The 26118-nt window shown below is 61.3% G+C and carries 26 protein-coding genes; 12 read left to right on the top strand and 14 right to left on the bottom strand.

The window, feature by feature from the left end:
• Positions 1-36 precede the first annotated feature (36 nt).
• From AB7M32_RS16940 to msuE, 4 genes are read right to left on the bottom strand one after another with little or no spacing between them, the layout of a single operon-like run.
• Positions 37-819, bottom strand: a complete 783-nt coding sequence (locus AB7M32_RS16940; protein ID WP_454250645.1) for an ABC transporter ATP-binding protein — start codon at positions 817-819, stop codon at positions 37-39.
• A gap of 13 nt (positions 820-832) precedes the next feature.
• Positions 833-1993: an AMP-binding protein gene (locus tag AB7M32_RS16935; protein WP_454250644.1), complete on the bottom strand. Its 1161-nt coding sequence runs from the start codon at positions 1991-1993 to the stop codon at positions 833-835.
• A gap of 14 nt (positions 1994-2007) precedes the next feature.
• On the bottom strand, positions 2008-3105 hold the full coding sequence (gene sfnG / locus AB7M32_RS16930; protein WP_454250643.1) for a dimethylsulfone monooxygenase SfnG: 1098 nt from the start codon (positions 3103-3105) through the stop codon (positions 2008-2010).
• A gap of 39 nt (positions 3106-3144) precedes the next feature.
• Entirely contained in the window at positions 3145-3708 is a 564-nt protein-coding gene (gene msuE / locus AB7M32_RS16925; protein WP_454250642.1) for an FMN reductase, read from the bottom strand.
• Between the two features lie 376 nt (positions 3709-4084).
• On the opposite strand from msuE, the gene AB7M32_RS16920 reads away from it, so the two are divergent.
• The 3 genes from AB7M32_RS16920 to AB7M32_RS16910 all read left to right on the top strand — a co-directional run bounded on the left by AB7M32_RS16920 (position 4085) and on the right by AB7M32_RS16910 (position 7164).
• Positions 4085-5329 (top strand): acyl-CoA dehydrogenase family protein, encoded by a 1245-nt coding sequence (locus AB7M32_RS16920; RefSeq protein WP_454250641.1) that lies wholly within the window; start codon positions 4085-4087, stop codon positions 5327-5329.
• A gap of 708 nt (positions 5330-6037) precedes the next feature.
• Positions 6038-6763 carry a CPBP family intramembrane glutamic endopeptidase gene (locus tag AB7M32_RS16915; protein WP_454250640.1) on the top strand — a complete coding sequence of 242 codons (726 nt, stop codon included), beginning with the start codon at positions 6038-6040 and terminating at the stop codon, positions 6761-6763.
• A gap of 23 nt (positions 6764-6786) precedes the next feature.
• A complete protein-coding gene (locus AB7M32_RS16910) occupies positions 6787-7164 on the top strand; it encodes a hypothetical protein (protein ID WP_454250639.1) in 378 nt (125 codons plus the stop codon).
• Between the two features lie 153 nt (positions 7165-7317).
• Here AB7M32_RS16910 and AB7M32_RS16905 read toward each other — a convergent pair whose 3' ends face one another.
• From AB7M32_RS16905 to AB7M32_RS16890, 4 genes are all read right to left on the bottom strand, one after another.
• Entirely contained in the window at positions 7318-8013 is a 696-nt protein-coding gene (locus AB7M32_RS16905) for a tRNA (adenine(22)-N(1))-methyltransferase (protein ID WP_454250638.1), read from the bottom strand.
• A 15-nt stretch (positions 8014-8028) separates the two neighbouring features.
• Positions 8029-8955: a Gfo/Idh/MocA family protein gene (locus tag AB7M32_RS16900; protein ID WP_454250637.1), complete on the bottom strand. Its 927-nt coding sequence runs from the start codon at positions 8953-8955 to the stop codon at positions 8029-8031.
• A 118-nt stretch (positions 8956-9073) separates the two neighbouring features.
• The gene (locus tag AB7M32_RS16895; protein WP_454250636.1) at positions 9074-9868 is read right to left on the bottom strand and encodes a DeoR/GlpR family DNA-binding transcription regulator; all 795 of its coding nucleotides are present in this window, start codon (positions 9866-9868) and stop codon (positions 9074-9076) included.
• A 112-nt stretch (positions 9869-9980) separates the two neighbouring features.
• Positions 9981-10988, bottom strand: coding sequence for an aldo/keto reductase (locus tag AB7M32_RS16890; RefSeq protein WP_454250635.1), 1008 nt, complete (start codon positions 10986-10988; stop codon positions 9981-9983).
• 92 nt (positions 10989-11080) lie between these two features.
• On the opposite strand from AB7M32_RS16890, the gene AB7M32_RS16885 reads away from it, so the two are divergent.
• Positions 11081-11983 carry a LysR family transcriptional regulator gene (locus tag AB7M32_RS16885; protein WP_454250634.1) on the top strand — a complete coding sequence of 301 codons (903 nt, stop codon included), beginning with the start codon at positions 11081-11083 and terminating at the stop codon, positions 11981-11983.
• A gap of 133 nt (positions 11984-12116) precedes the next feature.
• Here AB7M32_RS16885 and AB7M32_RS16880 read toward each other — a convergent pair whose 3' ends face one another.
• A complete protein-coding gene (locus AB7M32_RS16880) occupies positions 12117-12788 on the bottom strand; it encodes a glutathione S-transferase family protein (protein WP_454250633.1) in 672 nt (223 codons plus the stop codon).
• A 178-nt stretch (positions 12789-12966) separates the two neighbouring features.
• Complete coding sequence (locus tag AB7M32_RS16875) at positions 12967-13719, bottom strand: SDR family oxidoreductase (protein ID WP_454250632.1); 753 nt, start codon at positions 13717-13719, stop codon at positions 12967-12969.
• A gap of 127 nt (positions 13720-13846) precedes the next feature.
• On the opposite strand from AB7M32_RS16875, the gene AB7M32_RS16870 reads away from it, so the two are divergent.
• A complete protein-coding gene (locus tag AB7M32_RS16870; RefSeq protein WP_454250631.1) occupies positions 13847-14755 on the top strand; it encodes a LysR family transcriptional regulator in 909 nt (302 codons plus the stop codon).
• 181 nt (positions 14756-14936) lie between these two features.
• On the opposite strand, the gene AB7M32_RS16865 is transcribed toward AB7M32_RS16870, so the two are convergent.
• Positions 14937-15278, bottom strand: coding sequence for a hypothetical protein (locus tag AB7M32_RS16865; RefSeq protein ID WP_454250630.1), 342 nt, complete (start codon positions 15276-15278; stop codon positions 14937-14939).
• 150 nt (positions 15279-15428) lie between these two features.
• On the opposite strand from AB7M32_RS16865, the gene AB7M32_RS16860 reads away from it, so the two are divergent.
• Positions 15429-15668, top strand: coding sequence for a hypothetical protein (locus tag AB7M32_RS16860; RefSeq protein ID WP_454250629.1), 240 nt, complete (start codon positions 15429-15431; stop codon positions 15666-15668).
• A gap of 29 nt (positions 15669-15697) precedes the next feature.
• On the opposite strand, the gene AB7M32_RS16855 is transcribed toward AB7M32_RS16860, so the two are convergent.
• Together AB7M32_RS16855 and AB7M32_RS16850 are read right to left on the bottom strand one after the other, a co-directional pair.
• Entirely contained in the window at positions 15698-16633 is a 936-nt protein-coding gene (locus AB7M32_RS16855; protein WP_454250628.1) for a hypothetical protein, read from the bottom strand.
• 161 nt (positions 16634-16794) lie between these two features.
• Positions 16795-17982 (bottom strand): XylR family transcriptional regulator, encoded by a 1188-nt coding sequence (locus AB7M32_RS16850; protein WP_072410080.1) that lies wholly within the window; start codon positions 17980-17982, stop codon positions 16795-16797.
• Positions 17983-18137: 155 nt separating this feature from the next.
• Between AB7M32_RS16850 and xylA the strand changes: the two genes are divergently transcribed.
• From xylA to AB7M32_RS16830, 4 genes are all read left to right on the top strand, one after another.
• On the top strand, positions 18138-19454 hold the full coding sequence (gene xylA / locus AB7M32_RS16845; protein ID WP_454250627.1) for a xylose isomerase: 1317 nt from the start codon (positions 18138-18140) through the stop codon (positions 19452-19454).
• 205 nt (positions 19455-19659) lie between these two features.
• Positions 19660-20661: a D-xylose ABC transporter substrate-binding protein gene (xylF, locus tag AB7M32_RS16840; RefSeq protein WP_072410076.1), complete on the top strand. Its 1002-nt coding sequence runs from the start codon at positions 19660-19662 to the stop codon at positions 20659-20661.
• Positions 20662-20844: 183 nt separating this feature from the next.
• Positions 20845-22401: a D-xylose ABC transporter ATP-binding protein gene (gene xylG, locus AB7M32_RS16835; RefSeq protein WP_454250626.1), complete on the top strand. Its 1557-nt coding sequence runs from the start codon at positions 20845-20847 to the stop codon at positions 22399-22401.
• A complete protein-coding gene (locus AB7M32_RS16830) occupies positions 22402-23538 on the top strand; it encodes a sugar ABC transporter permease (RefSeq protein WP_092165544.1) in 1137 nt (378 codons plus the stop codon).
• A 29-nt stretch (positions 23539-23567) separates the two neighbouring features.
• Here the strand turns inward: AB7M32_RS16830 and AB7M32_RS16825 are convergent, their stop codons facing one another.
• Entirely contained in the window at positions 23568-23873 is a 306-nt protein-coding gene (locus tag AB7M32_RS16825; RefSeq protein WP_454250625.1) for a hypothetical protein, read from the bottom strand.
• A 128-nt stretch (positions 23874-24001) separates the two neighbouring features.
• Here AB7M32_RS16825 and AB7M32_RS16820 point away from each other — a divergent pair, with 128 nt between their 5' ends.
• Positions 24002-24481, top strand: a complete 480-nt coding sequence (locus tag AB7M32_RS16820; RefSeq protein WP_454250624.1) for a GNAT family N-acetyltransferase — start codon at positions 24002-24004, stop codon at positions 24479-24481.
• 68 nt (positions 24482-24549) lie between these two features.
• Positions 24550-25689: an epoxide hydrolase family protein gene (locus tag AB7M32_RS16815; protein WP_454250623.1), complete on the top strand. Its 1140-nt coding sequence runs from the start codon at positions 24550-24552 to the stop codon at positions 25687-25689.
• The last annotated feature ends 429 nt before the right edge of the window (positions 25690-26118 follow it).

Genomic DNA, 26118 nt, shown 5'->3' with positions numbered 1-26118 from the left:
CTGCCCTCCCTGACGGGAAGGTGTCGAATGTCCGGTTCAGTGGCGAGTACCCAGGTAGGCCGAAATGACCTCGGGGTTCTGCCGTACTTCTTCAGGCGAGCCGTCGCCGACCTTGCGACCGTAATCGAGCACCACCACGTGATCGCTGATGTCCATGACCACGCCGATATCGTGCTCGATCAACACCACCGTCGTGCCCAGCTCGCGGTTGATGTCGACGATAAAGCGGCTCATCTGCTGCTTCTCGTCGGCGTTCATCCCGGCCATGGGCTCGTCCAGCAGCAACAGCCGAGGCTCCGCCGCCAGCGCGCGGGCCAGCTCCACCCGTTTCTGCAAGCCATAGGGCAGCGTGCCCACCAGGACGTCGCGCCAAGGCTGCAAATGCAGGAACGCGATGACACGCTCGGCCGCTTCGCGCTGACGGTCATCCTCGGCCCGGGCGCGACCGATGCGCAGTGCCTGTTCGATCCAAGTACTGCGGCGCTTGAGGTTGCGTCCGGTGAGCACGTTGTCGAGCACGCTCATGCCCTTGAACAGCGCGATGTTCTGGAATGTCCGGGCAATGCCGCGAACCGCCACGTCGTGGGGGCGCATCCGGCGCCGCTCTTGTCGATCAAAACGGATGTGCCCGTCCTGGGCCTGGTACACGCCGCTGATGACGTTCAGCAGCGAACTCTTGCCGGCGCCGTTGGGGCCGATCAAGGCGCAGATCTCACCGGCGGCGACGCGAAAGCTGATGTCCGTGACCGCTTTGACGCCTTTGAATGACAGCGAAATATGGTCCAGCTCCAGCAAATGCGTGATGGCCGTCTGGGTCATGGGGCGTCTCCTCTCAGGCCAGTTGCGACTGGAGACCCGTCCAGTCATCGGTGGTGTGCTGCATCAGGTTCGGCGGCGCTTGCCAGTGAGCCCCGTCGTCCCACTGGCGAACCTCGATACCCAATGCCTGGAAAAATGCCTGGGTTTCGGGCGGCAAGGCATCGCCCACCAGCAGCGGCGCGCGGGTCCGGGAAAACCCCAGCACGTCGCGCAACGGCCGGCGAACCAGCCAGTTCCCCAGATGCCGTTGCAGCAGCCCCGGCTGCGCTGCCAACGCCCAGTCCACCAGCCGGCGCGACCCACTGCCCGGCTCCGGCAAACGCTCCAGCGCATAGCGGTGCAAACGCTCGTAGGTTTCCCGCGTCCCGGCCACCAGCGTCGGGCCCAGCTCGCGACGGTCGCGATCACGGGTCGCCAGGTTCTCAGGGAAGTTCAGGCGAAAACCGGCCATCAACCAAGGCGCCAGCAGATAGCGAGCTTGCCCGCCCGAGGCGAACGCCCGTGCGGCCAGCGCCTCTTCCTGCCGGCCCAGCCCTTCGCGCACCAACAACCGCTGCCCCTCCTGCAACAGTTCGGCGTGGCTGACGCGTTGCTCCTCCATCGCCCGTCCACTTCCGCGATAAAAGACAAAGGCCGTTTGCAGTGCTTGCCCTTGCGAGGCCAGGTCAACGATTGGCCGCTCGGCAGCCAACGCGGCGTAATCCAGCGCTTGCGCAAATGGCAGCGAATCCGACAGGCCACGCTTGTCGAGGTAGACCCACACCCCCACGGCCACCTGCGCCGCACGCAGACGCAGCATCTCTTCCACGCCTTCGACCAGGACGAAACCCGGCTGCAGCGTGGCGAGCCGTTGCGCCTGTTCGGCCGCCGTCTCCAGCGGGTCGAACAGACTCGCCACGCCGCCCAGCCATTGCGCAGCCAATGCGGCAAGCAGTGCCTGCGGCCTGGGTCGACTGATGATCGTCAGGGTCGCGCCCGCCGCAAAACCGCGGGCTTGCAGAGCACTGGCGAAACGGCGCACCTCGTCGGCCACGTGCGCCCAGGTCCGCTCCTGCCAGACACCCAGATGCTTGTGGCGTAGCGCGACGTCCGTGCCATGCTCCAGCGCCTGGCGCTGCAACCACTGGGGCAAGCTGGCCGGGACCGGCTCAAGGGTGTCGGTGAACGTGCCCATGCTGCCTCCCGCGCCTAAGCGACCGCCGCCGTTTTGGCTGCCGCTTTGCGTTGCTCCAGCTCACGCACCAGCGGCAGCACCTTACGACCGAAATACTCGACTTCTTCCTGGAAGTGCAGGAAACCGGCGAGCACCAGATCCACACCCACCGCCTTGAGCGCGACGATGCGTTCGGCGATCTGCTGCGGCGTGCCGATCAGGTTGGTCTTGAAGCCATCGTTGTATTGCACCAGATCCTCGAAGCTGGACTTGGCCCAGTTGCCCTCGCCTTCCGGGCTGGACTTGCCGGCCTGCTTCGCCGCATCGCCAAAGGCATTGACGGCCTCGGGATCGGCCTGGTCAATGATCTGGGCGAGGACCGCACGCGCCTCTTCTTCGGTGTCGCGGGCAATGACGAAGGCGTTAACGCCGACCTTGACCTTGTGGTTGTTGGCCGCGGCTTTCGCCTGAAGGTCATCGATCTGCGCCTTGACGCCGTCCACGGTATTGCCGTTGGTGAAATACCAGTCCGATACCCGGGCGGCCATGTCCCGAGCCGCACGTGAGCTGCCGCCCTGGAAGATCTCCGGATGCTGCTGCAGTGGTTTTGGCTTGAGGGTGTAGTCGTGGAAGCGGTAGAAATCACCGCGCAAGGTGAAGTTGTCGGTGGTCCAGATGCCCTTGAGCGCAGTGATGAATTCTTCGGAACGGCGATAGCGCTCATCGTGCTCCAGCCACGGCTCGCCAATGGCGGTGAACTCGCCCTTGAACCAGCCCGACACGATGTTGACCGCCACACGGCCGCCGGTCAGGTGGTCGATGGTTGCGATCTGCTTGGCCAACACCGACGGCGTCCACGGCCCCGGCAGTACCGCGGCGATGACTTTCAGGCGCGTGGTGGCGGCCAGCAAGGCATGACTGAACGCGACGGACTCGTGCTGGTATTCAGCACCGTAGCCGGCGGTAAAGCGCACTTGGGACAGGGCGTAGTCGAAGCCGGCCGCTTCAGCGATCTGGGCCAGCTTGCGGTTGTAGTCGATGCCCCAGTCGGTGCGTTGTTCGATTTTGCTGACCACCAGACCGCCACTGACGTTGGGCACCCAGTAGGCAAATTTGATCGTGTCCTGGCTCATTGCATGTACTCCACGGCTCGTTTTGAAAGGAAAAATGGATCAGGCAGCACTGGCGTCATGCCGGGCGCCCGGGACCAGGCTCAGCAACGCCGACTCGACGGCTCGCTCGATACGCTCCAGCACCTGTGCACTGGAGATCCGGTATTGGCTGAAATCGGTTTCGCTGGCATAGACCCCTACTGGCAGGCTGAGGGCCTGGAAGAAGCCGAACAGGGGTCGCAATTGGTGATCGATCATCAAGGCATGGCGATCCGAGCCACCTGTCGCGGCCAACAGCACCGGTACGTTCTTGAGGGCTTCGTGATGAACGAAATCGAACAGGTGCTTGAACAGGCCGGTGTACGAGGCGCGGTACACCGGGCTGGCGGCGATCAGCAGATCGGCCGATTCAATGGCGTGCAGATCCTCCTGCACGGCAACCGGCAACGCCTCGCGACGCAACACCCCGGCGAACTGTGGACCGACCTTGGCCAATTCGATCAAGCGCACCTCAATCGGCAGTTGCTGCCCGAGCCGATCCACCAACGCCTGGAGCAGTGCCAGGGTGCGTGACGGGTGCTGCACGCTGCCTGACACCGCCACCACTTTGAATTGCTTGCTCATCGCTTACCCCATGCCTGGAGACGCCACCTCAGCGTCTGCACAAGGTGTAGAGCAGCAACCGTGCCATTTAAATATCTTCTTATTAATCAATGAATTACGTGACACTCCTAATCACCGCACTGTCGCCCGACGGACAAGCTGTTGGCCCACTGTTGCCTGGCCAACACCTGGCCTGTCGATGCCGTCGCGGCAACTGTTGCCCGGCACACAGTTGTGCAACAGATTGTCCGTGGCCAGGACAGCACTTGCGCCGATGAACGCCGTATGAGCCCCGTATTTACGGGCGTTGGGCCTTGGGCATGGACTGTGCAATGGCCTTTGGCACCGGCAGATTTTTCCCCTGCCCGCCGACTCGCCACCAACAAGGAATATCAACATGACCGCACAGCAACACCACCTGCCGCCGATCCTTTCCACGGGCACCGACTATGAGCCCCTGGCCGAACGCTTCCGGCCGATCTTTGCACGCATCCAGGCCGGCGCCCTGGAACGCGAGCAGACGCGCAGCCTGCCCTTTGAACAGGTGAAGTGGCTGAAGGAAGCAGGCTTTGGCGCCGTCCGCGTACCGGTCGAATATGGCGGTGCCGGGGCTTCGTTGCCGCAACTGCTGCAATTGCTGATCGAACTGGCTGAAGCCGACTCCAACCTGCCCCAGGCCTTGCGCGGGCACTTCGCATTCGTCGAGGACCGCCTCAACGCCCACGCCAGTAGCCCGCAGGACGCCTGGTTCAAGCGCTTTGTCGAGGGTGAGCTGGTGGGCAATGCCTGGACGGAAGTCGGCGCGGTGAAAATCGGCGAAGTCGGCACCCGGGTTTCCCGCCAGGGTGATCAGTGGGTCGTCAACGGCACCAAGTACTACAGCACCGGCAGTATCTTCGCCGACTGGATCGACGTGTATGCCCAGCGCGACGACAACGGCACCGACGTGATTGCCGCCGTCCGCGTGCACCAGCCGGGCGTCAAGCAAAACGACGACTGGGACGGCTTCGGCCAACGCACCACCGGCAGCGGAACGTCGCTGTTCGAGAATGCGTTGGTCGAGACGGAAAATCTCATCGACTTCTCTACCCGCTTCAAATACCAGACCGCGTTTTATCAACTGGTGCTGCTGGCCGTGCTGACCGGCGCCGGCCGCGCGGCGGTCCATGACATCACCGAGCAAGTGCGCAAACGCACGCGGGTCTTCAGCACCGGCAATGCCAGCGAAGTGAGCCAGGACGTGCAAGTGCAACAAGTGGTCGGCAGGGCATCGGCCCAGGTCTATGCCGCCGAAGCCACCACCCTGCGCGCCGCGAGCGCCTCCCAACGCGCTTACGAAAGTCGCTTCAGCCAGGACGCCGAGATTGAGCACACCGCCAACATCGCCGCCGAACTGGAGTCGGCCCAGGCCCAGGTAGTGATTTCCGACCTGGTGTTACGCGCCACCAGCGACCTGTTCAATGCCCTCGGAGCTTCGGCCACCAGCACCAGCAAGGCCCTCGACCGTCACTGGCGCAATGCCCGCACCGCGGCCTCGCACAATCCGCTGATCTACAAGGAGCGCATCATCGGTGATTGGGAAATCAACGGTACGGAACCGCCGTATGTCTGGCAGATTGGCGGGGGCTCGAAGCAGCTTTGAGCAGGCTTGCTCGCGATGGCGGTGGTTCAGCTACATGGATGTCGGGCTGGCTGGCCTCATCGCGAGCAAGCTCGCTCCCACAGGGGTTCTGGGTTGAACATGGGTTTCGTGTCCACTGGCGATCGAGTGTAGGAGCGAGCTGGCTCGCGATGGCGCGGTTCAGCTACATGGATGTCGGGCTGGCTGGCCTCATCGCGAGCAAGCTCGCTCCCACAGGGGGGCTGGGTTGAACATGGGTTTCGTGTCCACTGGAGATCGAGTGTGGGAGCGAGCTTGCTCGCGATAGCGGCGGTTCAGCTACATGGATGTCGGGCTGGCAGGCCTCATCGCGAGCAAGCTCGCTCCCACAGGGGGGCTGGGTTGAACATGGGTTTCGTGTCCACTGGCGATCGAGTGTGGGAGCGAGCTTGCTCGCGATAGCGGCGGTTCAGCTACATGGATGTTGGGCTGGCTGGCCTCATCGCGAGCAAGCCCGCTCCCACAGGGGTTCTGGGTTGAACATGGGTTTCGTGTCCACTGGAGATCGAGTGTGGGAGCGAGCTTGCTCGCGATGGCGGCGGCGCAGTTGCATGGATGCCTGTTCCTTACGCCACACGTTCGACGTAGTGAGATGCCAATTGCCTACCTCTCCACAAAGCCGACAGGAACTCATCCCAGACGATCAAAACACTGGCATCATGCCTTTTTCCTTGCACTCATGGAGTGACTGTGACGAATCTAAGTGCCGCCCCTGAGTTTGCACCCGCCTCCACTTTATCGCCCTACCGCTTCTTTCCCCGGCTCGGGATGTTGGTGCTGGCCACTGTGGTCGTCTTCCTGGCCGCGATACCCGAGGTCCTTTTCGTACCCGCGGACATGCAGGCCTATCTGATGTTCACGACCACCTCGGGGATCACCGCGCTCATCCTCCTCGGCCTCTTCGCCTTGCAATACCGCGCCGATTCGCGCCTGCAGTGGCGCGGTCATGCCATTGGCAAACCCCTGCGGTGGGGGGCGGTCGGCATTGTCGGGACCTACTTGCTTTTCGGGGTTGCCGTCTTTGTGCTCGGGTTGCCCCGTGAGGTGTTCATGGCCGAGCTTCTGGACGGGCTCAACCGTTGGCAGGCAGCGATCAAGATTGCCTCGCTGATCGTGCTGCCGCCCATCGCCGAAGAGCTGTTCTTCCGCCATTACATGTTCCGGCTGTTTCCCTACGAGAACAGCCGTGCCTGGACATGGATCGCGATCATCGTGACGTCGGCCGTCTTCGCCGGCATGCACATCCAATACGGAAATTGGATGACGATCATGCTGATCTTCGCCTGTGGAGGCGTGTTCGCCATCGCCAGGGTGGTCAGCGGTGGGCTGCTGGTGCCGGTGCTCCTGCATTCGCTGACCGAGATTGTCGCGCTGAGCGCTGACCAGTCTTTCTCGCTGATGGGGCTTTACGGTTGAGCCAGCAGTCCAGGCTAGCGGCCATGAACATTCACGCAGCATCCCTCGGACTGCTTGCCTTGACGCTCCCCTTCCTGTGCGAGCCCGTCCAGGCCTCGACGTGGCAGATCTGCCAGATGGAGCTGCGCATCGTCGAGGTCCTGAAACAGCCCTACCCGCAACTTCAGGCGCAGATCGTGAAGGTCAGGCCGAAATCCGCCTCGGTGGAGTGTCCCGCACAAGGCTCACTGTTGACCTTCACCCCGGAAACCCCGGACTACCAAGCCACGCTCCCCCGCCGGCAATGGCCCGGCAAAGGGCAGTCGGTACGGGTGGACTACCGCTACCTGGATGGTGTCTGTAAAGGCGACGGTAACTCGTATGCATGTCGTATCAAGCACTACCCCCTGATGGGTCAGTAGTCGGGCAACTGGAGAAGGCGGCACTTCTCGAACCCGTGAAGTCACTGATGGCCTCATCGCGAGCAAGCTCGCTCCCACCAAAGAGACTTGCGCAACTCTCTGTGGGAGCGAGCTTGCTCGCGATGACGTCGGCACATCCAACCTCGATGCAGCTCAAGCCAACAGCGCACTGATCCACCGGACCTGCCGGACAATGTCTTGCTGCTTCTCTTCGGGCACGGCTTGCCGCGCCTTGGCGAAGCTGGCGAGGGTCTTTTGTTTCTGGCGCAGCAGGCGTTGCCACTTGGCCAGGAAGGTCGGGGTTCGCGCTTGCATCTGCAGCGGGCCGAAGTACAGTTCCTCGGCGGTGTACGTCACTGGCCCGGCGCGCTCGGCGACGATGATCTCGTAGTAGAAGCGGTTTTCCCGCAGCACTTCCTCGCAAAGGATGCGGTAGCCGTTTTCCATCAGCCATTGGCGCAGCGGTTGTTCGCCACCGTTGGGTTGCAGAATCAGCCGCTCGTGCCCGCTCAGCCGTGCCTGGCCGCTGTCCAGGATATCGCGGATCGTCTCGCCGCCCATGCCGCAGAGGCTGATCGCCGTGATCCCGTCTTCCGGCTCGATTGCCGCCAGGCCATTGGCCAGGCGCACACTGATGCGCTGCGCCAGGCCATTCTCGCCCACGGTGCGTTCGGCGGCGCGCAACGGCGTCAACGCTACCTCGCCGGCCACCGCCGTCGCAATGACGCCACGGCGCAACAAGGCCACCGGCAGGTACGCGTGATCCGAGCCGATATCGGCCAGGTGTGCCCCCGCCGGCATATGCGCCGCCACGCGCTCCAGGCGCATGGACAATGTCTGTTCGTTCAACTGCAGTTCCCTGGGTTAATCGTAGAACGGCTCGACCGCCGTCCGACTGCCGACAAAGAAGCTATCCGCGACCAACCGCAGTGGCTGCAGGTCCATGTCGCTGGCCTTGTCGTTGATCAATTGCTGAAAATGTCGATACACCGCGGCGTACTCGCCCTCCTCGGAGACGGCCTGGCGCACGCCGTCGATGCTCAACAGCGCACCGCCGTTGTCCAGGCGCAGGACACCTTCAGCGCAGCGAATCTCGATGCTCCAGAGCTCGTCATGGCCATGGTCGAAATCGAATTCCGCCCGGATATCGAGGTGGCGCGCGTCGGCCATCTTGATGCTGGCGGCAATCGGCGACTGGCAGTTGTCCGGCACACGCAACTCGGCGGACTCCACGAACAACGGCAGCGCCAACAGATGAGTCGCAATCGACAACGCGTTGATGCCGGGATCGAAGACCCCCAGGCCGCCGGGTTGCCAGATCCATGCCTGGCCGGGGTGCCACTTGCGCACGTCTTCTTTCCAATCGATCTGCACGCTGTGCAAGGTGCGACTGGCCAGCCAGTCACGGGCGGCTGCGATGCCTGGGGCGTAACGGGAATGCCAGGCGAACAGGCCGCTGACACCTTGCTCGCGAACCTGCTCCACCAAGGCCATGGCTTCACCCAACGTGGCGCACGGCGGCTTTTCCACCAGAACGTGCTTACCGGCCGCCAGCGCCTGTTGCACCAGGGCGAATCGACCTTGCGGCGGTGTGCAAAACGCAATCGCATCGACGTGCGGGCCGTTTTCGAGCAGCTCGCCCAGGGATCGGAAGTTCTCCACCCCGGCGCAGGGCTGCCCTTGCGTAGCGACCGCCACCAGTTGGAACGCGGGGTTGGCGAGGATGGCTGGAACGTGTTGATCCTGGGCAATCTTGCCGTAGCCCACCAGGCCGAGACGAATTGGTTGCATCGATGACTCCTGATTTTTTGTACTTGTGATCGGGCAGCAAACTAGACGCAAATCGCCTGGCGGACAATGGGGGCCGCGCAGTATCTACTCGATTGCCCTGCCCTGCGCCGCAAAGGCATCAGCTACACCGCTGTTCACGGACGCTCGTCACGACGTTGGTCACCCGGCCGTAGAAGGGCTCCAGCCGCTCACGTGGCGCATCGTGCTCCACCACCAGGGCGGCGACCTCCTCACAAGAAACCACCTGATAATGAGCAACGCTGGACAGCTTTTCATTGGTCACCGCGGTAATCACTTGCCCACTCGCCGCCACCACTGCGCGCTTGAACTCTGCGTCCTCCAGGCCGAATGCCGTGACCCCATTGTCTGGATCGATGGCGCAGGCACCGAGAAAACACACGTCAAAACTGAAGTGGCGCAGTTGCTCCACCGCCGTCAGCCCGATCACACCACCGGCGATTGGATTCAAGCGCCCCCCCAGGAGAATGACTTCGGCACGGGGCAGTTTCATCAGTTGAACCGCAATCAACGGCGAATTGGTGGAGAGGGTCAACTGAAGGCGCGGATCGATGGCGCCAGCAATCGCCAGGTTGGTCGACCCGGCATCGATGAACACATGCTGGCCCGCGCGCAGCAAGGCCGCGGCCGCTTGGCCGAGGCTGCCCTTGCGTGCCGGGTCTTTACGCACGCGTACATCCAGCGACCCTTCGGCAGCCGGCACAAGTATTGCGCCGCCATAAACACGCTTGCATAACCCCGCCGCTGCCAATACCCCCAGGTCACGCCGGATCGAGTGTTCGGACACATTGAATTCGCTGGCCAGGTCAGCCGCGATCACCCGGCCATACCGGGCGAGACGCTGGCTGATCAATTGCTGGCGTTCGCCGGGGAACGCTTCGTGGGGAGAAGTCATGAGATACAACCTGCATAAACGAGCACTAATGATCATTAACGAGCAGATAGTGCCGGTTATGCAGCGAAGCGTCAAACCCGCTCATTCCAGCGAGCGCCTGCACGATAAACGGTCAAGCGTTCCCTGGAACATTCGTGCCCATGCCCACTGGCAGGAAGGGTCGAATTTCTTCGATCTCCTCGGCACTGAGGCGCAACTGCGCGCCGGCAATCAGCCCATCGACCTGCCCGCGACGACGGGCTCCGACGATGGCACCGGTCACCACCGGCTTGCGCAGTACCCAAGCGATGGCGACTGCCGCCGCACTGACCCCGTGCCGTTCGCCAATACCGGCCAAGACCTCGACCAGCGCCAGGTTCGCGCTCAAGCGAGGCTCCTGGAAGTCGGCGCTTCGCGCCTTGCGCCAATCGTCGTCGGGCAACTGGGCGATGCGTTCGCGCGTCATGCTGCCGGAAAGCAGCCCCGATTGGAGAGTGGAATAGGCCAAGACACCCATTCCCGCCTGCTCGCAAAATGGCAGGACGTCTTGCTCGATGTCCCGCATCAAGGCGGAATAAGGCGGCTGGAGTGAAACGATCTCGGTCACCGCCTGGGCCCGCTTGAGTTGCGCGACATCGAAATTGGAGACGCCGATGGCGCGAATTTTCCCCTGTTCGCGGGCGGTGGCCAACGCCGAAAGCGCCTTCTCGAGCCCTTCACTGCTGCCGTCGGTAGGAAAGGCCGGCCAGTGGATCTGATAAAGATCGATGGTTTCGACTTGCAGTCGGCGCAAGCTTGCCTCGACCTCGGCGAGCAACGATCGAGGCGCCAGCGAGTGTGAGATCGCCTTGGTGACCGGGTCCCAGACCAGACTGCCCTTGGTGAACACCAACGGACGCTGCGAAGCCGGCAGCCGACGCAACAGCTGCCCGACCAGTTGCTCGGCATGGCCCAGACCATAAACCGCCGCCGTATCGATCCAGTTCACCCCGCTTTCAACGGCATATTCAAGAGCACCGAGGCTGTCCTCGTCGTCCTGTGCTCCCCAGCTGTATTCCCAGCCGGTGCCAGCAATGGCCCAGGTTCCCAGGCCAATGGGTGAAATCAGCAAGTCCGATGATCCAAGACGATTCTTTTGCATAGCGAGTTCTCCACAGATGATGTGGGCAGTATCCGCGAGGGATCTCATGACGATAAGATGGGTAATCGTATTTGAACTACTGAACTGTATTCATGAGTCAGCACCTCGATCTTTCCGAACTGGATGCCTTTGCCGCCGTCGCTCGCCATCGCAGCTTTCGCAAGGCCGCCGACGAGCGTGGCGTTTCGGCCTCGGCATTGAGCCACGCCATGCGAGCCCTGGAAGCACGCCTGGGTGTCAGGCTGCTCAACCGCACCACGCGCAGCGTTACCCCGACCGAGGCCGGCCACCAGCTATTGGCAACACTGGCCCCTACCCTGCAGCAGGTTGCCGATGCCTTGGCCCAATTGACCTCGCTGCAGGATGTGCCCGCCGGCAAGCTTCGCCTCAATGTGGCGCGTCCGGCGGCGCGTGCGGTATTTGCGAAGGTGCTCGCGCCGTTCGTGGCCAGGTATCCACGCATTCAACTGGACCTGGTCAGCGATGATGGCTTGACCGATATCGTCAACGGCGGCTTTGACGCCGGCGTGCGCTTTGGCGAAAGCCTGGCCGGCGACATGATCGCCGTCCCTGTCGGCCCCCCTCAATCGTTCGTGACCGTAGCCGCGCCAACCTACCTGGCCACGAAGGGAATCGCCCAGGCTCCACGGGACTTGCTCGACCATGCCTGCATCGCCCGGCGTTTTCCCAGCGGCAAACTCTACGCTTGGGAGTATCAGGCAGAGGGACAACCGATCCGTTTGTCCGTCACCGGCCCGCTCATTCTTGAAGACGATGTGCTGATGATCCAGGCGGCGAAAGACGGCGCCGGGATTGCCTACGTCTACGAAGAACTGGCGCGCGACGACCTCCGCAATGGGCATCTCACGGAACTGCTCGCGCAATGGAAAGCGCCGCCAAGCCGGTTTTTTCTCTATTACCCCAGCCGACGCCATGTGCCACCGGCCCTGAAAGCGCTCATCGAGTTCATCCGGGCGGACGATTGGCTAACCTGAAGCCGGCAGGCAAAAAGGGCCAGTTGGGGCCAGTCCATCGTTGACATACTCAACGATGGTCAGAGCGCTTTTTGATGGGTTCGTCATGCTCCCGACTCCCGATCAAAAGGCTTGGGTTGATTGATCGCTTCGGCTAAGCGGCAGCGATCAGCGCGCCTTGTTGGCGCAGATGCGTTTGGAAACGATCGGCATAGTCTTCGACAACGGCATCCCTTACGCTGGCGCGCGCCGCAAGCGCCTCACGCCAAGCCGAAATGCGCGGAAGGCCGTCGAACATCTGGTGTGCGACAGCTGCGTCGATACTCTCGAAGTAACGGAAAAGCGGGGCATAAACCGCATCAACCATTCCAAAGGCCGAGCCATTGAAGAACGGCCCCGCGCCTATTTCTGACTCCAGTTTGCCGAGCCGTTCGCGAAATGCGGTGCGCTTGGCATCTGCGGTCGCCGAGTCACGAGCGTGGAGAAACTGCCAGGCTTCAGCTTGAGTCTGCGACGCGAACTCGATCCACGCGCGATTCCGCGCGCGAGCTAACGCATCAATGGGGTACATCGGCGCGCCACCTTGGGTTTCGTCGAGGTACTCGCAGATGACCATGCTTTCGAATAGGCTCGCGTCTTGCGCATTGTCCTGGCGCACCTTGAGCACCGGGACCTTGCCGGTTGGCGAAATTGCCAGGAACCAGTCTGGCTTGGCTGATAAATCGACATCTATCCGATCGAATTGGATGCCCTTTTCAAGAAGCACAATCGCGGCGCGCTGTACGAATGGGCATAGTGGGTGGCTTATTAGCGTAAGAGCGTTCATTGCTTTTAGTGGCTCTGGAGGGTTTATCAAGCGGAAACAGCGGCAGAGGTTTCCCGCGTACCGCTGTTTGCACAGTCTGGATTGGACTCGTTCGTCGCCAAGTGCTGAGGCGGACGTTCAGTACCTGATTAACCCAGCCCAGGCAATGTTGCATTCGCGCAATGCTTGAGCTGCGCGCTTAGCCATTCAGCAGGCGGCCGCCGTCAAGGACGATTTCAGAGCCGACCGTCCAGCGCGACTCGTCGGATGCCAGATACAGCACTGCTTTGGCCACCTCGTCGGAGGTACCGAAGCGCCCAAGCGGAATGGTTGCCGCGATCTCTTTGTTAAGCTGCTCGCGATAAGCTTCCGCAATACCGAGCTTGTCGTAAAGCGGAGTCTCGACGGGGCCAGGGCTCACTGCGTTGACACGGATGCCACGGCCCAGCAATTCGGTCGAGAGCGTCTTCGACATGTTCAGCAATGCGGCCTTCGTTGCGGCATACACGGACGAGCGATCCGCGCCTGCATGCGCGCTTACGGAAGTTGTCAACACTACGCAAGCAGGATTTGCGAAGACCGGCAACAGCGCCTGCATCAGGAAGTACGGCCCTTTGACGTTGATGTCGAAAGAACGGTCGAACATATCTTCCGTCCATTCCTCAATGGGCAGCCAGACGGATACGCCGGCATTGAGGAAGGCAACGTCGAGTTGGCCATAGTGTTCCTTGATGACTTGTGCCAGCTCCTTTTGTGCTGCAACGCTGGCCGAGTCGGCGCGCAGCACCGGCACTTCCGGGCCCAGTTCGGCCTGGGCCTTTGCAATCGAATCGGGGTTGACACCCGTTACGATCACGCGAGCACCCTCTGCCAGGAACTGCTTTGCCGTTTCCAGCCCGATGCCACTGGTGCCGCCAGTGATGAGAGTACGTTTACCTTGCAAGCGCGACATTTGAATTCTCCGGTGAATGACGACCACCGCGGTCGACGTGGAGAAATATGCGCTTATGCCCTGTAGCGGATAAGACTGCTTATTCGTATATGATTCATGCAAATCAGGCATGAATCGAGGTGGAGAAGTGGACCGATTTCTTTTGATGACGTGCTTCGCGCGTGCTGTAGAAACGGGGAGCTTTTCGGCGGCAGGACGCGATCTAGGGCTGGGGCAGCCCAATGTAAGCCGCTATGTAGCGGCTCTGGAGGATCATTTGCAGACGCGCTTGCTCCACCGGTCTACGCGCAAGCTATCCTTGACGCCGGAGGGCGAACGCTACTATGCAGACATCCGGCGCATTCTGGATGCGGTGGATGAATCCGAGTCGTCCTTCAGGAACAACGTCGAGCCATCGGGCCTCTTGCGCGTAGCCTGTCCGACAGCTCTCGCACACGCGTTTGTGCTGCCGCATGTGCCGGCCTTTTTGGAACGCTACCCTCAATTGAACTTGGATCTCCAACTCAACGATCGATACGTAGACCTGGTCAATGAAGGCACCGAACTCGCCATTCGCATAGGACATCTGGAGGACAGCACCTTGCGCGCCCGGCGTCTTGGTTGGTACGACCGGGTCTTCGTCGCCAGCAAGGACTACTTGGCTAAACGCGGAGTTCCGCAGATCCCGGATGATCTACGCGACCACGATTGCATTATCTACACCTTACTGTCGTCCGGGGCGACCTGGCGATTCCGGGACGCGGACATTCCGATTGCCGGCAGGCTCAGGGTCAACTCGCCCGACGCTGTGAGTGCGGCGGTCGTGGCAGGCCTGGGTGTGGCGCATGGACCTGCGTGGCTCTTTGAGGATGGGCTGAACAGCGGGAGATTACAGTTCATTCTCACCGACCATGCGGCTCCTCCTGTCCCCGTGCAAATGGTTTATGTCGCCAATAGACTGCTCCCCACGCGGGCTATCGTGTTCATGGATTTTATGGCTGAGGTGTTTTCAAAGATTCCAGCCTTGAACGGCAGCACCCCTGTGCCGACTCTATAAGACAAGACGACAAAACGTGCTCCCTGACGCTCTTGCCTAAGGCTGCGCTGACCGGGCCGAAATACCGGCTGGAGTCATCGTCAAACAAAAAAAAGCCCCGCGACCGAGGACGGTGCGGGGCAAGGGAATTGGTTGGTTGCGGCCAACCAAAGGAGCACGGTGAAGAATGTTTACGGGCCGGTCAGATGCATTCCTGTGCGGCGCGTTCGAAACTCGAAGGCAGAAGGTTGGAGGCCAACAAGTGCCGCTCGTAGATGAATACCTTGCCGCCGTCGCCAACCTTGTAGGCTTCCAGCACGTTGTCCGCCGACACTTTGCTCGGCACCACGATGCGGTAGCTGCGCTGGGTCTGCGAGACCACCGGGTTCAAGGCATTGCCCTGCAGCTTCGGTACGACGCATTCGGCGTATTGGGCCGGCGTCTTGCTGGTCTGCAAGGTCAGGGTCGGATCGTTCGGTGCCGAGGCACAACCGGCCAGCAACCATGGGGAAAACGCCAGGGGAAGAAAAAATAAACGGCGCATGGGTTGGGGTCCTGAAAATAAAATACGGGCTGCGTGTTCGATGGCGCTGATTTTCCAACGATTGCCGGCAAAGCAGAACTTGCATTTCGTAATGGTCACTATTACTGCTAGCAATAGTTGCAAGCCGAGAAAGATTGATGAGGCCTATCCATGAGAACGTTTGATCTGATTCGCGACGCGGTATTGCCCGACTTCCGTGAGCGGGTGGCTGACTACCTGATCCAGTACGAAAGCGTGCTGTTGAGCAACACAGAACCCGACCCGGAGCTCAAGCGGGCCACGGCCCATCAACTGCGCGGTTATCTGCGCGGGTTGAACACCACTCGGGTATTGGGCATGGCGGATTGGGAGGAGCTGGATCGGCGGGTGGTGGACACCTGGCTTCAGTGACCGGCCGGACGTGCGGGAATGTGTTCGATTCAGGGTGTCGAGGGCGATTGCTCCCGCCGGGCTGGGCTGCGATCTCTCGCCGGCTGCGGCCCGACACTGGCTTGCGCCCTGTCCACCAGCCGTTGCACCCAGGCGGCGTCCTGGTCATTGACCACTCCATAGCGGTTCGGCGGTAAAAACTTCCAGTGATGGGCGGCCTCCTCCAGACGCTTGAGTTCATCGGCAGACATCCAGTACGGCGTATCCACCAATGGCATCGGCGTACCGTCGAAACGCCGGCCCAACTGCAGGTTCGTGCCGGGGGCGAAAGCAATCGCCAGTTGCTGCTGGGGTTGCAGCAGCTTGTCCGATGCAGGCATTTGCCCTACCCGTGCGTAGCTGAAGTTGCCCGGATATTGCTCCTTGAGCACCAGCCAATGCCCCGCTGCGGTCCGGGCCAGGATCCATTGCGACACGCCGCTGTCTTGCACGCATTTCAGCTTGCCGTCGGTCCATTGCATGAGGGTGTTGCAGTCCGGATCATAGTCGTTGGACCACAGGCTGATGCCGCGGATGAGGGTGTGGTGTTCGAGTTCGACCAGCCCTTGATCGGGCATCGATTGCCAATAACGCTTGGTCGGGTCGCGCTTATCGCGCAAGTAGTTATGCAGGACCCAGGCAGCCATGAATAGCAAGGTGACGAGCACAAGCCAGCCAAGGGAATCCCCCACGATCCGGTCAAGGTCGACGCCTGGGGCGGATAATCCCTGATAGACCAACAGCCCCAGTAAAAACGCGATGCCCGGCAACACCGGGCCCAGGCACAACGGCGGCACCAGCACCATGATCCAGCTGAAGCGATGCATGGTCGCACGCTCACGCGCCCAGGCCTGCTCCTGCGCCAGCATCGGCGCCCGCTCCCGTGGGCCGATGTCAGGATCGGGCGTCTGGAAACGCATGTACAGGGTGTAGGTGTCATCGTTCATGGATCGTCTCTGGTTGGGGCGCGCGGTAGGAGCTGTCGAGCGGAGCGAGGCTGCGATCTTTTCCCAGCCACTTGAGTCTCAAGCGAAAGATCAAAAGATCGCAGGCTTCGCCAGCGCCTACAGAGCCCAGCGGGAGCAAGCTCACTCGCTTCGGTGGTGGGTCAGTGAGTTCCAGCATTGGCCCCCTGCTGATACTCCCGAGGCGTGCAGCCGAATTCGCGGCGAAACACCGTGTGCAGGTATTGCGCCGATTTGAAGCCGCAATTCTGGGCGATATCGGCAATCGGTGCGTCGGTGTTTTCCAGCCCGTTGGCGGCGGCGGTCAGTTTGAAGCGCAGGATTTCATCGTGAACGCTGCAGCCCCGTTCCTTGCGAAAATGCGCTTCCAGCGATGAGCGCGAAATCCCTACATAAGCCGCCACCTGGGCCGTCTTGATGCCCTGGCAGGCGTATTGGCGGATGAAGAGCAGTGCCTGCATGACATAAGGGTTGCCCAACGGTTGATGCAGGCTCGACACCTGCACATTGATGGCATCCGGTGGGATCAGAATCTGCGTGCCCGTGGACGGCATGCCGTGCAGCATTTGGTGGAGCAAGCGTGCGGCGGTCCGGCCCATGGTCTCGGTGCCCTGGATCACCGAGCTCAACGGCACCCGCGTCAGGCTGCGGGTCAGCGGGTCGTTGTCGATGCCGATCAACGCCACTTGCTCCGGCACGGCGATCCCGGCGGTCAGGCAGGCTTGCAGCAGTTGTCGGGCGCGGGCGTCGCTGACGGCGATGATGCCGATGGGCTTGGGCAGGCTTTGCAGCCAGGCGATCTGCTGTTCGACGGCGCTGTCCCAGAGCGGTGCGCTGGTGCCCATACCGCGATAGACCTCAGCCTGCAGGCCGTCGCGCTGCACCAGCCGGCGAAAGGCTTTCTCCCGCTCCTGGGCCCAGCGATTGGCTTGTGCTTCAGGCAGGCTGAAACAGGCGAAGCGGGTCAGCCCGGCCTCGATCAGGTGCTCGTAGGCCAACCTCATCAACGCGTCATTGTCGGTGGCGACATAGGGAATGCCCTTCGGGTAGGCGCGTTCATCCTGATAGGAACCGCCCACCGCCACCACCGGCAGCTTGATCCCGGCCAGCGCCTCGCCGATCAGCGGGTCATCAAAGTCGGCAATGATCCCGTCGCCCTGCCAACGCTCGATGCCTTTCAGGCGGCAGAGAAAATCCTCCTCGAGAAACAAGTCCCAGGACGCACGCGTGCTGCTCAAGTAGTTGCCGATACCGCTGATGATGCCGCGGTCGTAGATCTTGCTGCCATTGAACAACAGCGCGATGCGGTGAACGGGCGGGACGGTTTTCATTGGTTTAACCCTGTGCCGGTGGACACAGACTAGGCGCGCGGCCGACGAATCTCAATACTCAAAATCGAACTGCCCGTTGGTGATTTTCATAATCAGCAGCCACGGGGCCGGCGTTAGTATCGAGACACCGCCAAGAATAAAAAGGAAACTCGCACATGCCGTACTTCCCCGGTGTCGACAAGATTCGCTACGAGGGCCCCGCCAGCGATTCGCCGCTTGCCTTCCGTCACTACGACGCCAACAAACTGGTGCTCGGCAAACCCATGCGCGAACACCTGCGCATGGCGGTCTGCTATTGGCATACCTTCGTCTGGCCGGGGTCGGATGTGTTCGGCTCCGGCACGTTCAAGCGCCCGTGGCAGCACGCCGGGGATCCGATGGAAGTGGCCATCGGCAAGGCCGAAGCGGCCTTCGAGTTCTTTTCCAAGCTGGGCATCGACTATTACTGTTTCCACGACACCGATGTCGCCCCGGAAGGTAGCTCGCTCAAGGAGTACCGCAACCACTTCGCCCAGATGATCGACCACCTGGAACGCCATCAGGAGCAGACCGGGATCAAGTTGCTGTGGGGCACCGCCAACTGCTTCAGCAACCCGCGCTTTGCCGCAGGCGCCGCCAGCAACCCCGATCCGGAAGTGTTCGCCTGCGCCGCCGCCCAAGTGTTCAGCGCCATGAACGCCACCCAACGCCTCAAAGGCTCCAACTACGTATTGTGGGGCGGTCGCGAAGGCTACGAAACCCTGCTCAATACCGATTTGAAACACGAGCGCGAGCAACTGGGCCGGTTCATGCGCATGGTGGTGGAGCACAAGCACAAGATCGGCTTCAAAGGCGACCTGCTGATCGAACCCAAGCCCCAGGAGCCGACCAAGCACCAGTACGATTACGACAGCGCCACGGTGTTCGGCTTCCTGCAGCAGTTCGGCCTTGAAAACGAGATCAAGGTCAACATCGAAGCCAACCACGCCACCCTCGCCGGGCACAGCTTCCACCACGAGATCGCCACAGCCGTCTCCCTGGGGATCTTCGGCAGCATCGACGCCAACCGCGGCGATCCGCAAAACGGCTGGGACACCGACCAGTTCCCCAACAGCGTCGAAGAAATGACCCTGGCCACCTACGAAATCCTCAAGGCTGGCGGGTTCGGCAATGGTGGGTTCAACTTCGATTCCAAGGTCCGGCGCCAGAGCTTGGACGAGATCGACCTGTTCCACGGCCATGTCGCCGCCATGGACGTCCTCGCCCTCGCCCTGGAGCGCGCGGCAGCCATGGTACAGAACGATCAGCTGCAACAGTTCAAGGACCAGCGCTACGCAGGCTGGCAGCAACCGTTTGGCAAGGCGGTGCTGGCCGGCGACTTCAGCCTGGAATCGCTGGCCGAGCACGCCTTTACCAACGAGCTCAATCCCCAGGCGGTCAGCGGTCGCCAGGAAATGCTCGAGAACGTGGTCAACCGGTTTATCTACCCCTGACAAATGTGGCGAGGGGATTTATCCCCGCTGGGCTGCGAAGCAGCCCTCCGGAAGAACGAACTGATTTGTCTGCCCCACCAAAGAGGCCGTTACATTCTCGCGACAAATCTGTGCCCACGGCGCCTCGCAACGCTCTACAGTTCTACCCGGTATCACGCTCATCGTCAGGCAGTGTCTTTCAAACAACAATAAAAGGACGCACTACATGAAAACATTCAAACGTACCCTGCTCGCCGGCGCCCTCGCCCTGCTCTCGCTTCCGGTCATGGCCGATGCGGCCCATCCGAAAATCGGTTTCTCCATCGATGACCTGCGCCTGGAACGCTGGTCGCGGGACCGTGACTATTTCGTCGCGGCGGCGGAAAAACTCGACGCCAAGGTCTTCGTCCAGTCCGCCGATGCCAACGAGCAGAAGCAGATCTCCCAGATCGAAAACCTGATCTCCCGTGGCGTCGATGTAATCGTCATCGTGCCGTTCAACGCCACCGTGCTGACCAACGCCGTCGCCGAAGCCAAGAAGGCCGGGATCAAGGTCGTGTCCTACGATCGACTGATCCTCAATGCCGATATCGACGCCTACATTTCCTTCGATAACGAAAAGGTCGGCGAGATGCAGGCCAGTGGCGTGCTGAAAGCCGCGCCCAAGGGTAATTATTTCCTGCTCGGTGGCGCGCCCACGGACAACAACGCCAAGGTCTTGCGCGAAGGCCAGATGAAGGTGCTGCAACCGGCCATCGACAAGGGTGATATCAAGATTGTCGGCCAGCAGTGGGTGAAGGAATGGAACCCCACCGAAGCCTTGAGCATCGTGGAAAACGCCCTGACCCGGAACAACAACAAGATCGATGGCATCGTCGCCTCCAACGACGCCACCGCCGGCGGCGCCATCCAGGCCCTGGCCGCACAGAAACTGGCCGGCAAGGTGCCGATCTCGGGCCAGGACGCCGACCTCGCGGCGGTCAAGCGGGTGATCGATGGCACCCAGACCATGACCGTCTACAAGCCGCTGAAGCTGATCGCCTCGGAAGCCGCCAAGCTTTCGGTGCAACTGGCGCGTAACGAGAAACCGGCCTTCAGCTCGCAATATGACAATGGCAGCAAGAAAGTCGACACCATCCTGCTCACCCCTACGCCGTTGACCAAGGACAACATCGACCTGCTGGAAAAGGACGGGTTCTATACCAAGGCGCAGATCGCCGGGCAGTGATCTGGGCGCACGTCCTGGGTTAAGCAAAGTCCCTGTGGGAGCGAGCTTGCTCGCGATGGCGGCAGCCCATCCAATATGGATGCAAGCTGAAACACCGCTATCGCGAGCAAGCTCGCTCCCACAGGGGGCTGATCGACTTCAGGGTTCCTGCGTATGTGTGAGCCCATTCTCATGAGTCATGCCATGTCCGATTACCTGCTGCAAATGAACGGCATCGTCAAAACCTTTGGCGGTGTCAAAGCCCTGAACGGCATCGACATCAAGGTCAGGCCCGGGGAGTGCGTCGGCCTGTGCGGTGAAAACGGCGCGGGCAAATCCACGTTGATGAAAGTGTTGTCGGCGGTCTACCCCTACGGCACCTGGGAAGGCGAGATCATTTGGGCCGGCCAGCCGCTCAAGGCGCAGTCCATCAGCGAAACCGAAGCCGCCGGGATCGTCATCATTCACCAGGAACTGACCCTCGTCCCCGACCTGTCAGTGGCGGAAAACATCTTCATGGGCCACGAGCTGACACTGCCCGGCGGACGCATGAACTACCCGGCGATGATCCACCGTGCCGAAGCCCTGATGCGTGAACTCAAGGTCCCGGACATGAACGTGTCGCTGCCGGTTTCCCAGTACGGCGGCGGCTACCAGCAATTGGTGGAGATCGCCAAGGCACTGAACAAGCAAGCACGGCTGCTGATCCTCGACGAGCCCTCCTCCGCCCTGACCCGCTCGGAAATCGAAGTGCTGCTGGACATCATCCGCGACCTCAAGGCCAAGGGCGTTGCCTGCGTGTACATCTCCCACAAGCTCGATGAAGTGGCCGCCGTGTGCGACACCATTTCGGTGATCCGCGACGGCAAACACATCGCCACCACCGCCATGACCGACATGGACATCCCGAAGATCATCACCCAGATGGTCGGACGGGAAATGAGCAACCTCTACCCCACCGAACCCCATGACATCGGCGAGGTGATTTTCGAAGCGCGCCACGTCACCTGCTACGACGTCGACAACCCCAAGCGCAAACGGGTCGACGATATTTCCTTCGTCCTCAAGCGCGGGGAAATCCTTGGCATCGCCGGGCTGGTCGGCGCCGGTCGTACGGAACTGGTCTCGGCGCTGTTCGGCGCCTACCCCGGTCGCTACGAGGGCGAAGTCTGGCTGGAAGGCAAGCAGATCGACACGCGCACGCCCCTCAAGTCGATCCGCGCCGGCCTGTGCATGGTCCCCGAAGACCGCAAGCGCCAAGGCATCATCCCGGACCTGGGCGTAGGCCAGAACATCACCCTGGCGGTGCTGGACAACTATTCGAAAATGACCCGCATCGACGCCGAAGCCGAACTGGGCAGCATCGACAAGGAAATCGCGCGCATGCACCTCAAGACCGCGAGCCCGTTCCTGCCGATCACCAGCCTCTCCGGCGGCAACCAGCAAAAAGCCGTGCTGGCGAAGATGCTGCTGACCAAACCCCGCGTGCTGATCCTCGACGAACCGACCCGCGGCGTGGATGTCGGTGCCAAGTATGAGATCTACAAATTGATGGGCGCGCTGGCGGCCGAGGGCGTGTCGATCATCATGGTTTCGTCGGAGCTGGCCGAAGTGCTGGGAGTCTCTGACCGCGTCCTGGTAATCGGCGACGGCCAGTTGCGCGGCGACTTCATCAACCACGAACTCACCCAGGAACAAGTGCTCGCCGCCGCACTCAGCCATCCCGACGGCCATAACAATAATGATCGGAAGTCCGCGTAGATGAATCAGGTCAAACAGCTGTTTTCCCGCTACAAAATGCTCGCCCTGGTGATCGCCGTGGCGATCATCTGGCTGTTCTTCAGTTGGCAGACCGACGGCGGGTTCGTGACCCCGCGCAACCTCTCCAACCTGCTGCGGCAGATGTCCATCACCGGGATTCTTGCCTGCGGCATGGTGCTGGTGATCATCAGCGGTGAGATCGACCTGTCGGTGGGCTCGCTACTTGGACTGCTGGGGGGCCTGGCGGCGATCCTCGATGTGGTTTATCACATCCCGCTGCTGGCGAACTTGAGCCTGGTGGCCCTGTGCGGTTTGGTGATTGGCTTGGGCAACGGCTACATGACCGCCTACCTGCGCATTCCGTCGTTCATTGTCGGACTGGGTGGCATGCTCGCGTTTCGCGGCATCCTGCTGGGAGTGACCGGCGGCACCACCATCGCCCCGGTGTCACCGGAACTGGTCTACGTCGGCCAAGGTTATTTGCCGCACACGGTCGGGACCGGGCTTGGCATCCTGCTGTTCGCCCTGACCCTGTTCCTGACCTGGAAACAGCGGCGCAACCGCGCCCTCCATGGCCTGGCGGCCCACTCATTGGTGCGTGACGTATTGCGCGTGGTGGTGATCGGCGCGGTGCTGGCCGGGTTCGTCTATACCCTCAACAGCTACGACGGCATCCCGGTACCGGTGCTGCTCCTGCTGATCCTACTGGGGGTGTTCAGCTACGTCACCAGCCAGACCGTGTTTGGCCGACGCGTCTACTCGGTGGGCAGCAACATGGAAGCCACGCGCCTGTCCGGCATCAACGTGCAGGCAGTGAAACTGTGGATCTTCGGCATCATGGGCGTGATGTGCGCCCTCGCCGGCGTGGTCAACACCGCACGCCTGGCCGCCGGCTCACCCTCGGCCGGCAACATGGGCGAACTCGACGCCATCGCCGCCTGCTTCATTGGCGGCACCTCCATGCGCGGCGGTTCCGGCACCGTCTACGGCGCCCTCCTCGGCGCGCTGGTGATCACCAGCCTGGACAACGGCATGTCGATGCTCGATGTCGACAGTTATTGGCAGATGATCGTCAAAGGCAGCATTCTGGTGCTGGCGGTGTGGGTGGATGTGAGTACGCGGACGGGGCGGCGTTGAGGGGGCCTTCATTTTCTGGCAAACGCCATTTAATGCGCCGCAGTCTCAACCGCTTTCGGATCAGCGACCTCAATCCAGCCCTTGCGCAAGTAATCCTGCGCGACAATCTTGCGGATCATGAAACAGTAAACGAAATGCAGCAGCGCCGTAGCCCCAGCCATCCATTGCGGTCCCGCCACAAGCCCGATCGCCACGATGCCGAGCCAGATCGACAAGTGTCGCCAGAGCCCTGCGAAAAACAGATAGATCACGCCCAAGAACAGAATCGCCAACACCTGGAACGCGTCCACCTCTTCAACTTGATCACTGTCCGGGCTCTTGAAATAGCGTGCCATGTACCACTCCTTCGTTAGAAACTTCCGTTTTCAAGTTGCTGTACCCACCCAGCGTCAAGCACGGCCAGCGGGCTACACTAGCTGCGCGCGGGCCATGCCGACAACTAAAAGCAATACAGGGATCACCAGTGATTAAATCAGCGCAAGAACTGACGGTACGGCAACTTTCAGAGCTTCCGCCAGGAATCCTGCAGCTGGAAGCAGAGTCAGTTACAGAAGGTTTTAGGTTTCTTACTCGCTTGATCAGCGATTGGAAAAACGGGGCCAATCGATTCGATCAACCAGGGGAGTGCTTTCTAGGCGTCTTCCGCCACGGGCATCTGATTGCCGTTGGCGGACTTTCATATGATCCCTATGCAGGTCCGGGTGTCGGAAGATTACGCAGGGTATATGTCAGGCGGGCCTCAAGGCGCCTGGAGGTGGGTAGATTCCTGGTGGAACATCTCTTGAAACATGCAGCGCCACGATTCCGAGCCGTGCGCCTCTCTACAGACACCCTGGAGGGCGCAACATTTTACCTTCGCTGTGGATTCGAACCGATACAGGATGACTTCGCCACTCATGTGAAGTTATTTGAACGGACGATGAAGCCAGCGCCTTACCTCTGATGATCGGCCTCATCCACGATGTTTAACGTCATGATAAAAATCGAGAGTCTAGCGAGGTCGGACGAAACATGCTCATCGAACCTTTCGTTATCAACATCCCGGAACACGCCCTGGAAGACCTGCGGCACCGTCTGAAGTACACCCGGTTACCAGAACCGCTGGCCGGGCAAGGTTGGCGCGAAGGCATGGACACGGAGGTGCTGCGGGAACTGCTCGCCTATTGGTCGGACACGTTCGATTGGCGCGCCCAGGAAACAGCGCTGAACCGCCTGCCGCAATTTGTCGCCGACATCGGTGGGCAAAGGGTGCACTTCATTCATCAACGGGGCGTCGGGCCGAGTCCGAGACCGTTGATCCTTACCCATGGCTGGCCCGGCTCGTTCATCGAAATGCAGCGCATCATCCCGCTGCTGACGGACCCGGCCAGCCATGGGGGTGATCCTGCGGACGCCTTCGATGTGGTGGTGCCGTCGCTGCCCGGCTACACCTTTTCCGCACCGTTCCGGCAATCCGGCATGGGGCCCTATGAAGTGGCGGGCTTGTGGAGTGAATTGATGAGCGGGCTGGGTTATGAACGATTCGGCGTCCAGGGCGGGGACATCGGCGCGGGTGTGTCGACGTGGTTGGGCGTGCGTTTTCCCGAGCGGGTCACGGGCATTCACCTCAACTATATTCCGGGTTCCTATCGCCCTCCCCTTGGCGAAAACGAGCCAGCGCCGACCGAGGCAGAAACGGTCTTCCTGCAACGCGCGGCGGCATTTGCCGATGCCGAAGGCGCCTATGGGCACATTCAGCGAACCAAACCGCAGAGCCTGGCGGTGGGCCTGAATGACTCCCCGGCTGGGCTATTGGCGTGGATGGGGGAAAAGATCCTGTCCTGGTGTGATGACAGCCCCGCTATTGACCGAGAATGGTTGCTGACCAATGTGACGCTGTACTGGCTGACGCACTGTATCGGCTCGTCGTTTCGCCAATACGTGGAGGGCAGCAAGCGGCCGTTGCAGTTCAACAGCGGGGAGCGTTTGAAGCCGCCAGTTGGGGTGGCGCTGTTTCCTAGGGAACTGCCCATGCCACCCAGGAGCTGGGTGGAACGCTGCTGCGTGGTGAAACGCTGGACCGAGATGCCTCAGGGTGGTCACTTTGCCGCGTTGGAACAGCCGGAGTTGTTAGCGGAGGATATCAGGGCGTTTTTTCGGGATTACCGCTGAATCTCGCCATAGAGATCAGGTGCAGGATGTGTCTAGCATGATATGGCGCTGAGCCAATGTGGGAGGCCAATGTGGGAGCGAGCTTGCTCGCGATGGCGGCGGCACAGTCAATATCCTTGCAGGCTGAAATACCGCTTCGCGAGCAAGCTCGCTCCCACAGGAGACTTGAGTCAGCAGGGAAGCGGGTTATAGGGGCGTTTTGTAGCGTGGCCAATAGCGATCCGAAAATCTCGTAGGAATTTACACCCTGTGGCGAGGGAGCTTGCTCCCGCTGGGCTGCGAAACGGCCCCAAACCGGCCGCCGCGTTTCGCCAGACAGACCGCCGGCACTGGTTTTACGGCGGCTGCGCCACCGAGCGGGAGCAAGCTCCCTCGCCACGGAGGACGGGGGCGTCCTACAGGCCGGTTGTGGGTACCGGGATCGACTTC

The organism is Pseudomonas sp. R151218B TE3479 (genome assembly GCF_053629195.1).
Note: the sequence above shows the minus strand (reverse complement) of the source record. Positions and strands in the feature narration are given on the sequence as shown.

Bases quoted from the DNA above. Each gene is read 5' to 3' on its own strand.
- AB7M32_RS16865 (WP_454250630.1), bottom strand. From the start codon at position 15,278: ATGCGCCGTTTATTTTTTCTTCCCCTGGCGTTTTCCCCATGGTTGCTG.
- xylA (WP_454250627.1), top strand. From the start codon at position 18,138: ATGCCGTACTTCCCCGGTGTCGACAAGATTCGCTACGAGGGCCCCGCC.
- AB7M32_RS16895 (WP_454250636.1), bottom strand. From the start codon at position 9,868: ATGACTTCTCCCCACGAAGCGTTCCCCGGCGAACGCCAGCAATTGATC.
- AB7M32_RS16935 (WP_454250644.1), bottom strand. From the start codon at position 1,993: ATGGGCACGTTCACCGACACCCTTGAGCCGGTCCCGGCCAGCTTGCCC.
- AB7M32_RS16875 (WP_454250632.1), bottom strand. From the start codon at position 13,719: ATGTCGCGCTTGCAAGGTAAACGTACTCTCATCACTGGCGGCACCAGT.
- AB7M32_RS16830 (WP_092165544.1), top strand. From the start codon at position 22,402: ATGAATCAGGTCAAACAGCTGTTTTCCCGCTACAAAATGCTCGCCCTG.
- AB7M32_RS16815 (WP_454250623.1), top strand. From the start codon at position 24,550: ATGCTCATCGAACCTTTCGTTATCAACATCCCGGAACACGCCCTGGAA.
- AB7M32_RS16900 (WP_454250637.1), bottom strand. From the start codon at position 8,955: ATGCAACCAATTCGTCTCGGCCTGGTGGGCTACGGCAAGATTGCCCAG.
- AB7M32_RS16940 (WP_454250645.1), bottom strand. From the start codon at position 819: ATGACCCAGACGGCCATCACGCATTTGCTGGAGCTGGACCATATTTCG.
- AB7M32_RS16920 (WP_454250641.1), top strand. From the start codon at position 4,085: ATGACCGCACAGCAACACCACCTGCCGCCGATCCTTTCCACGGGCACC.
- msuE (WP_454250642.1), bottom strand. From the start codon at position 3,708: ATGAGCAAGCAATTCAAAGTGGTGGCGGTGTCAGGCAGCGTGCAGCAC.
- sfnG (WP_454250643.1), bottom strand. From the start codon at position 3,105: ATGAGCCAGGACACGATCAAATTTGCCTACTGGGTGCCCAACGTCAGT.
- xylG (WP_454250626.1), top strand. From the start codon at position 20,845: ATGTCCGATTACCTGCTGCAAATGAACGGCATCGTCAAAACCTTTGGC.
- AB7M32_RS16850 (WP_072410080.1), bottom strand. From the start codon at position 17,982: ATGAAAACCGTCCCGCCCGTTCACCGCATCGCGCTGTTGTTCAATGGC.
- AB7M32_RS16880 (WP_454250633.1), bottom strand. From the start codon at position 12,788: ATGAACGCTCTTACGCTAATAAGCCACCCACTATGCCCATTCGTACAG.
- AB7M32_RS16910 (WP_454250639.1), top strand. From the start codon at position 6,787: ATGAACATTCACGCAGCATCCCTCGGACTGCTTGCCTTGACGCTCCCC.
- xylF (WP_072410076.1), top strand. From the start codon at position 19,660: ATGAAAACATTCAAACGTACCCTGCTCGCCGGCGCCCTCGCCCTGCTC.
- AB7M32_RS16885 (WP_454250634.1), top strand. From the start codon at position 11,081: ATGAGTCAGCACCTCGATCTTTCCGAACTGGATGCCTTTGCCGCCGTC.
- AB7M32_RS16855 (WP_454250628.1), bottom strand. From the start codon at position 16,633: ATGAACGATGACACCTACACCCTGTACATGCGTTTCCAGACGCCCGAT.
- AB7M32_RS16860 (WP_454250629.1), top strand. From the start codon at position 15,429: ATGAGAACGTTTGATCTGATTCGCGACGCGGTATTGCCCGACTTCCGT.
- AB7M32_RS16825 (WP_454250625.1), bottom strand. From the start codon at position 23,873: ATGGCACGCTATTTCAAGAGCCCGGACAGTGATCAAGTTGAAGAGGTG.
- AB7M32_RS16890 (WP_454250635.1), bottom strand. From the start codon at position 10,988: ATGCAAAAGAATCGTCTTGGATCATCGGACTTGCTGATTTCACCCATT.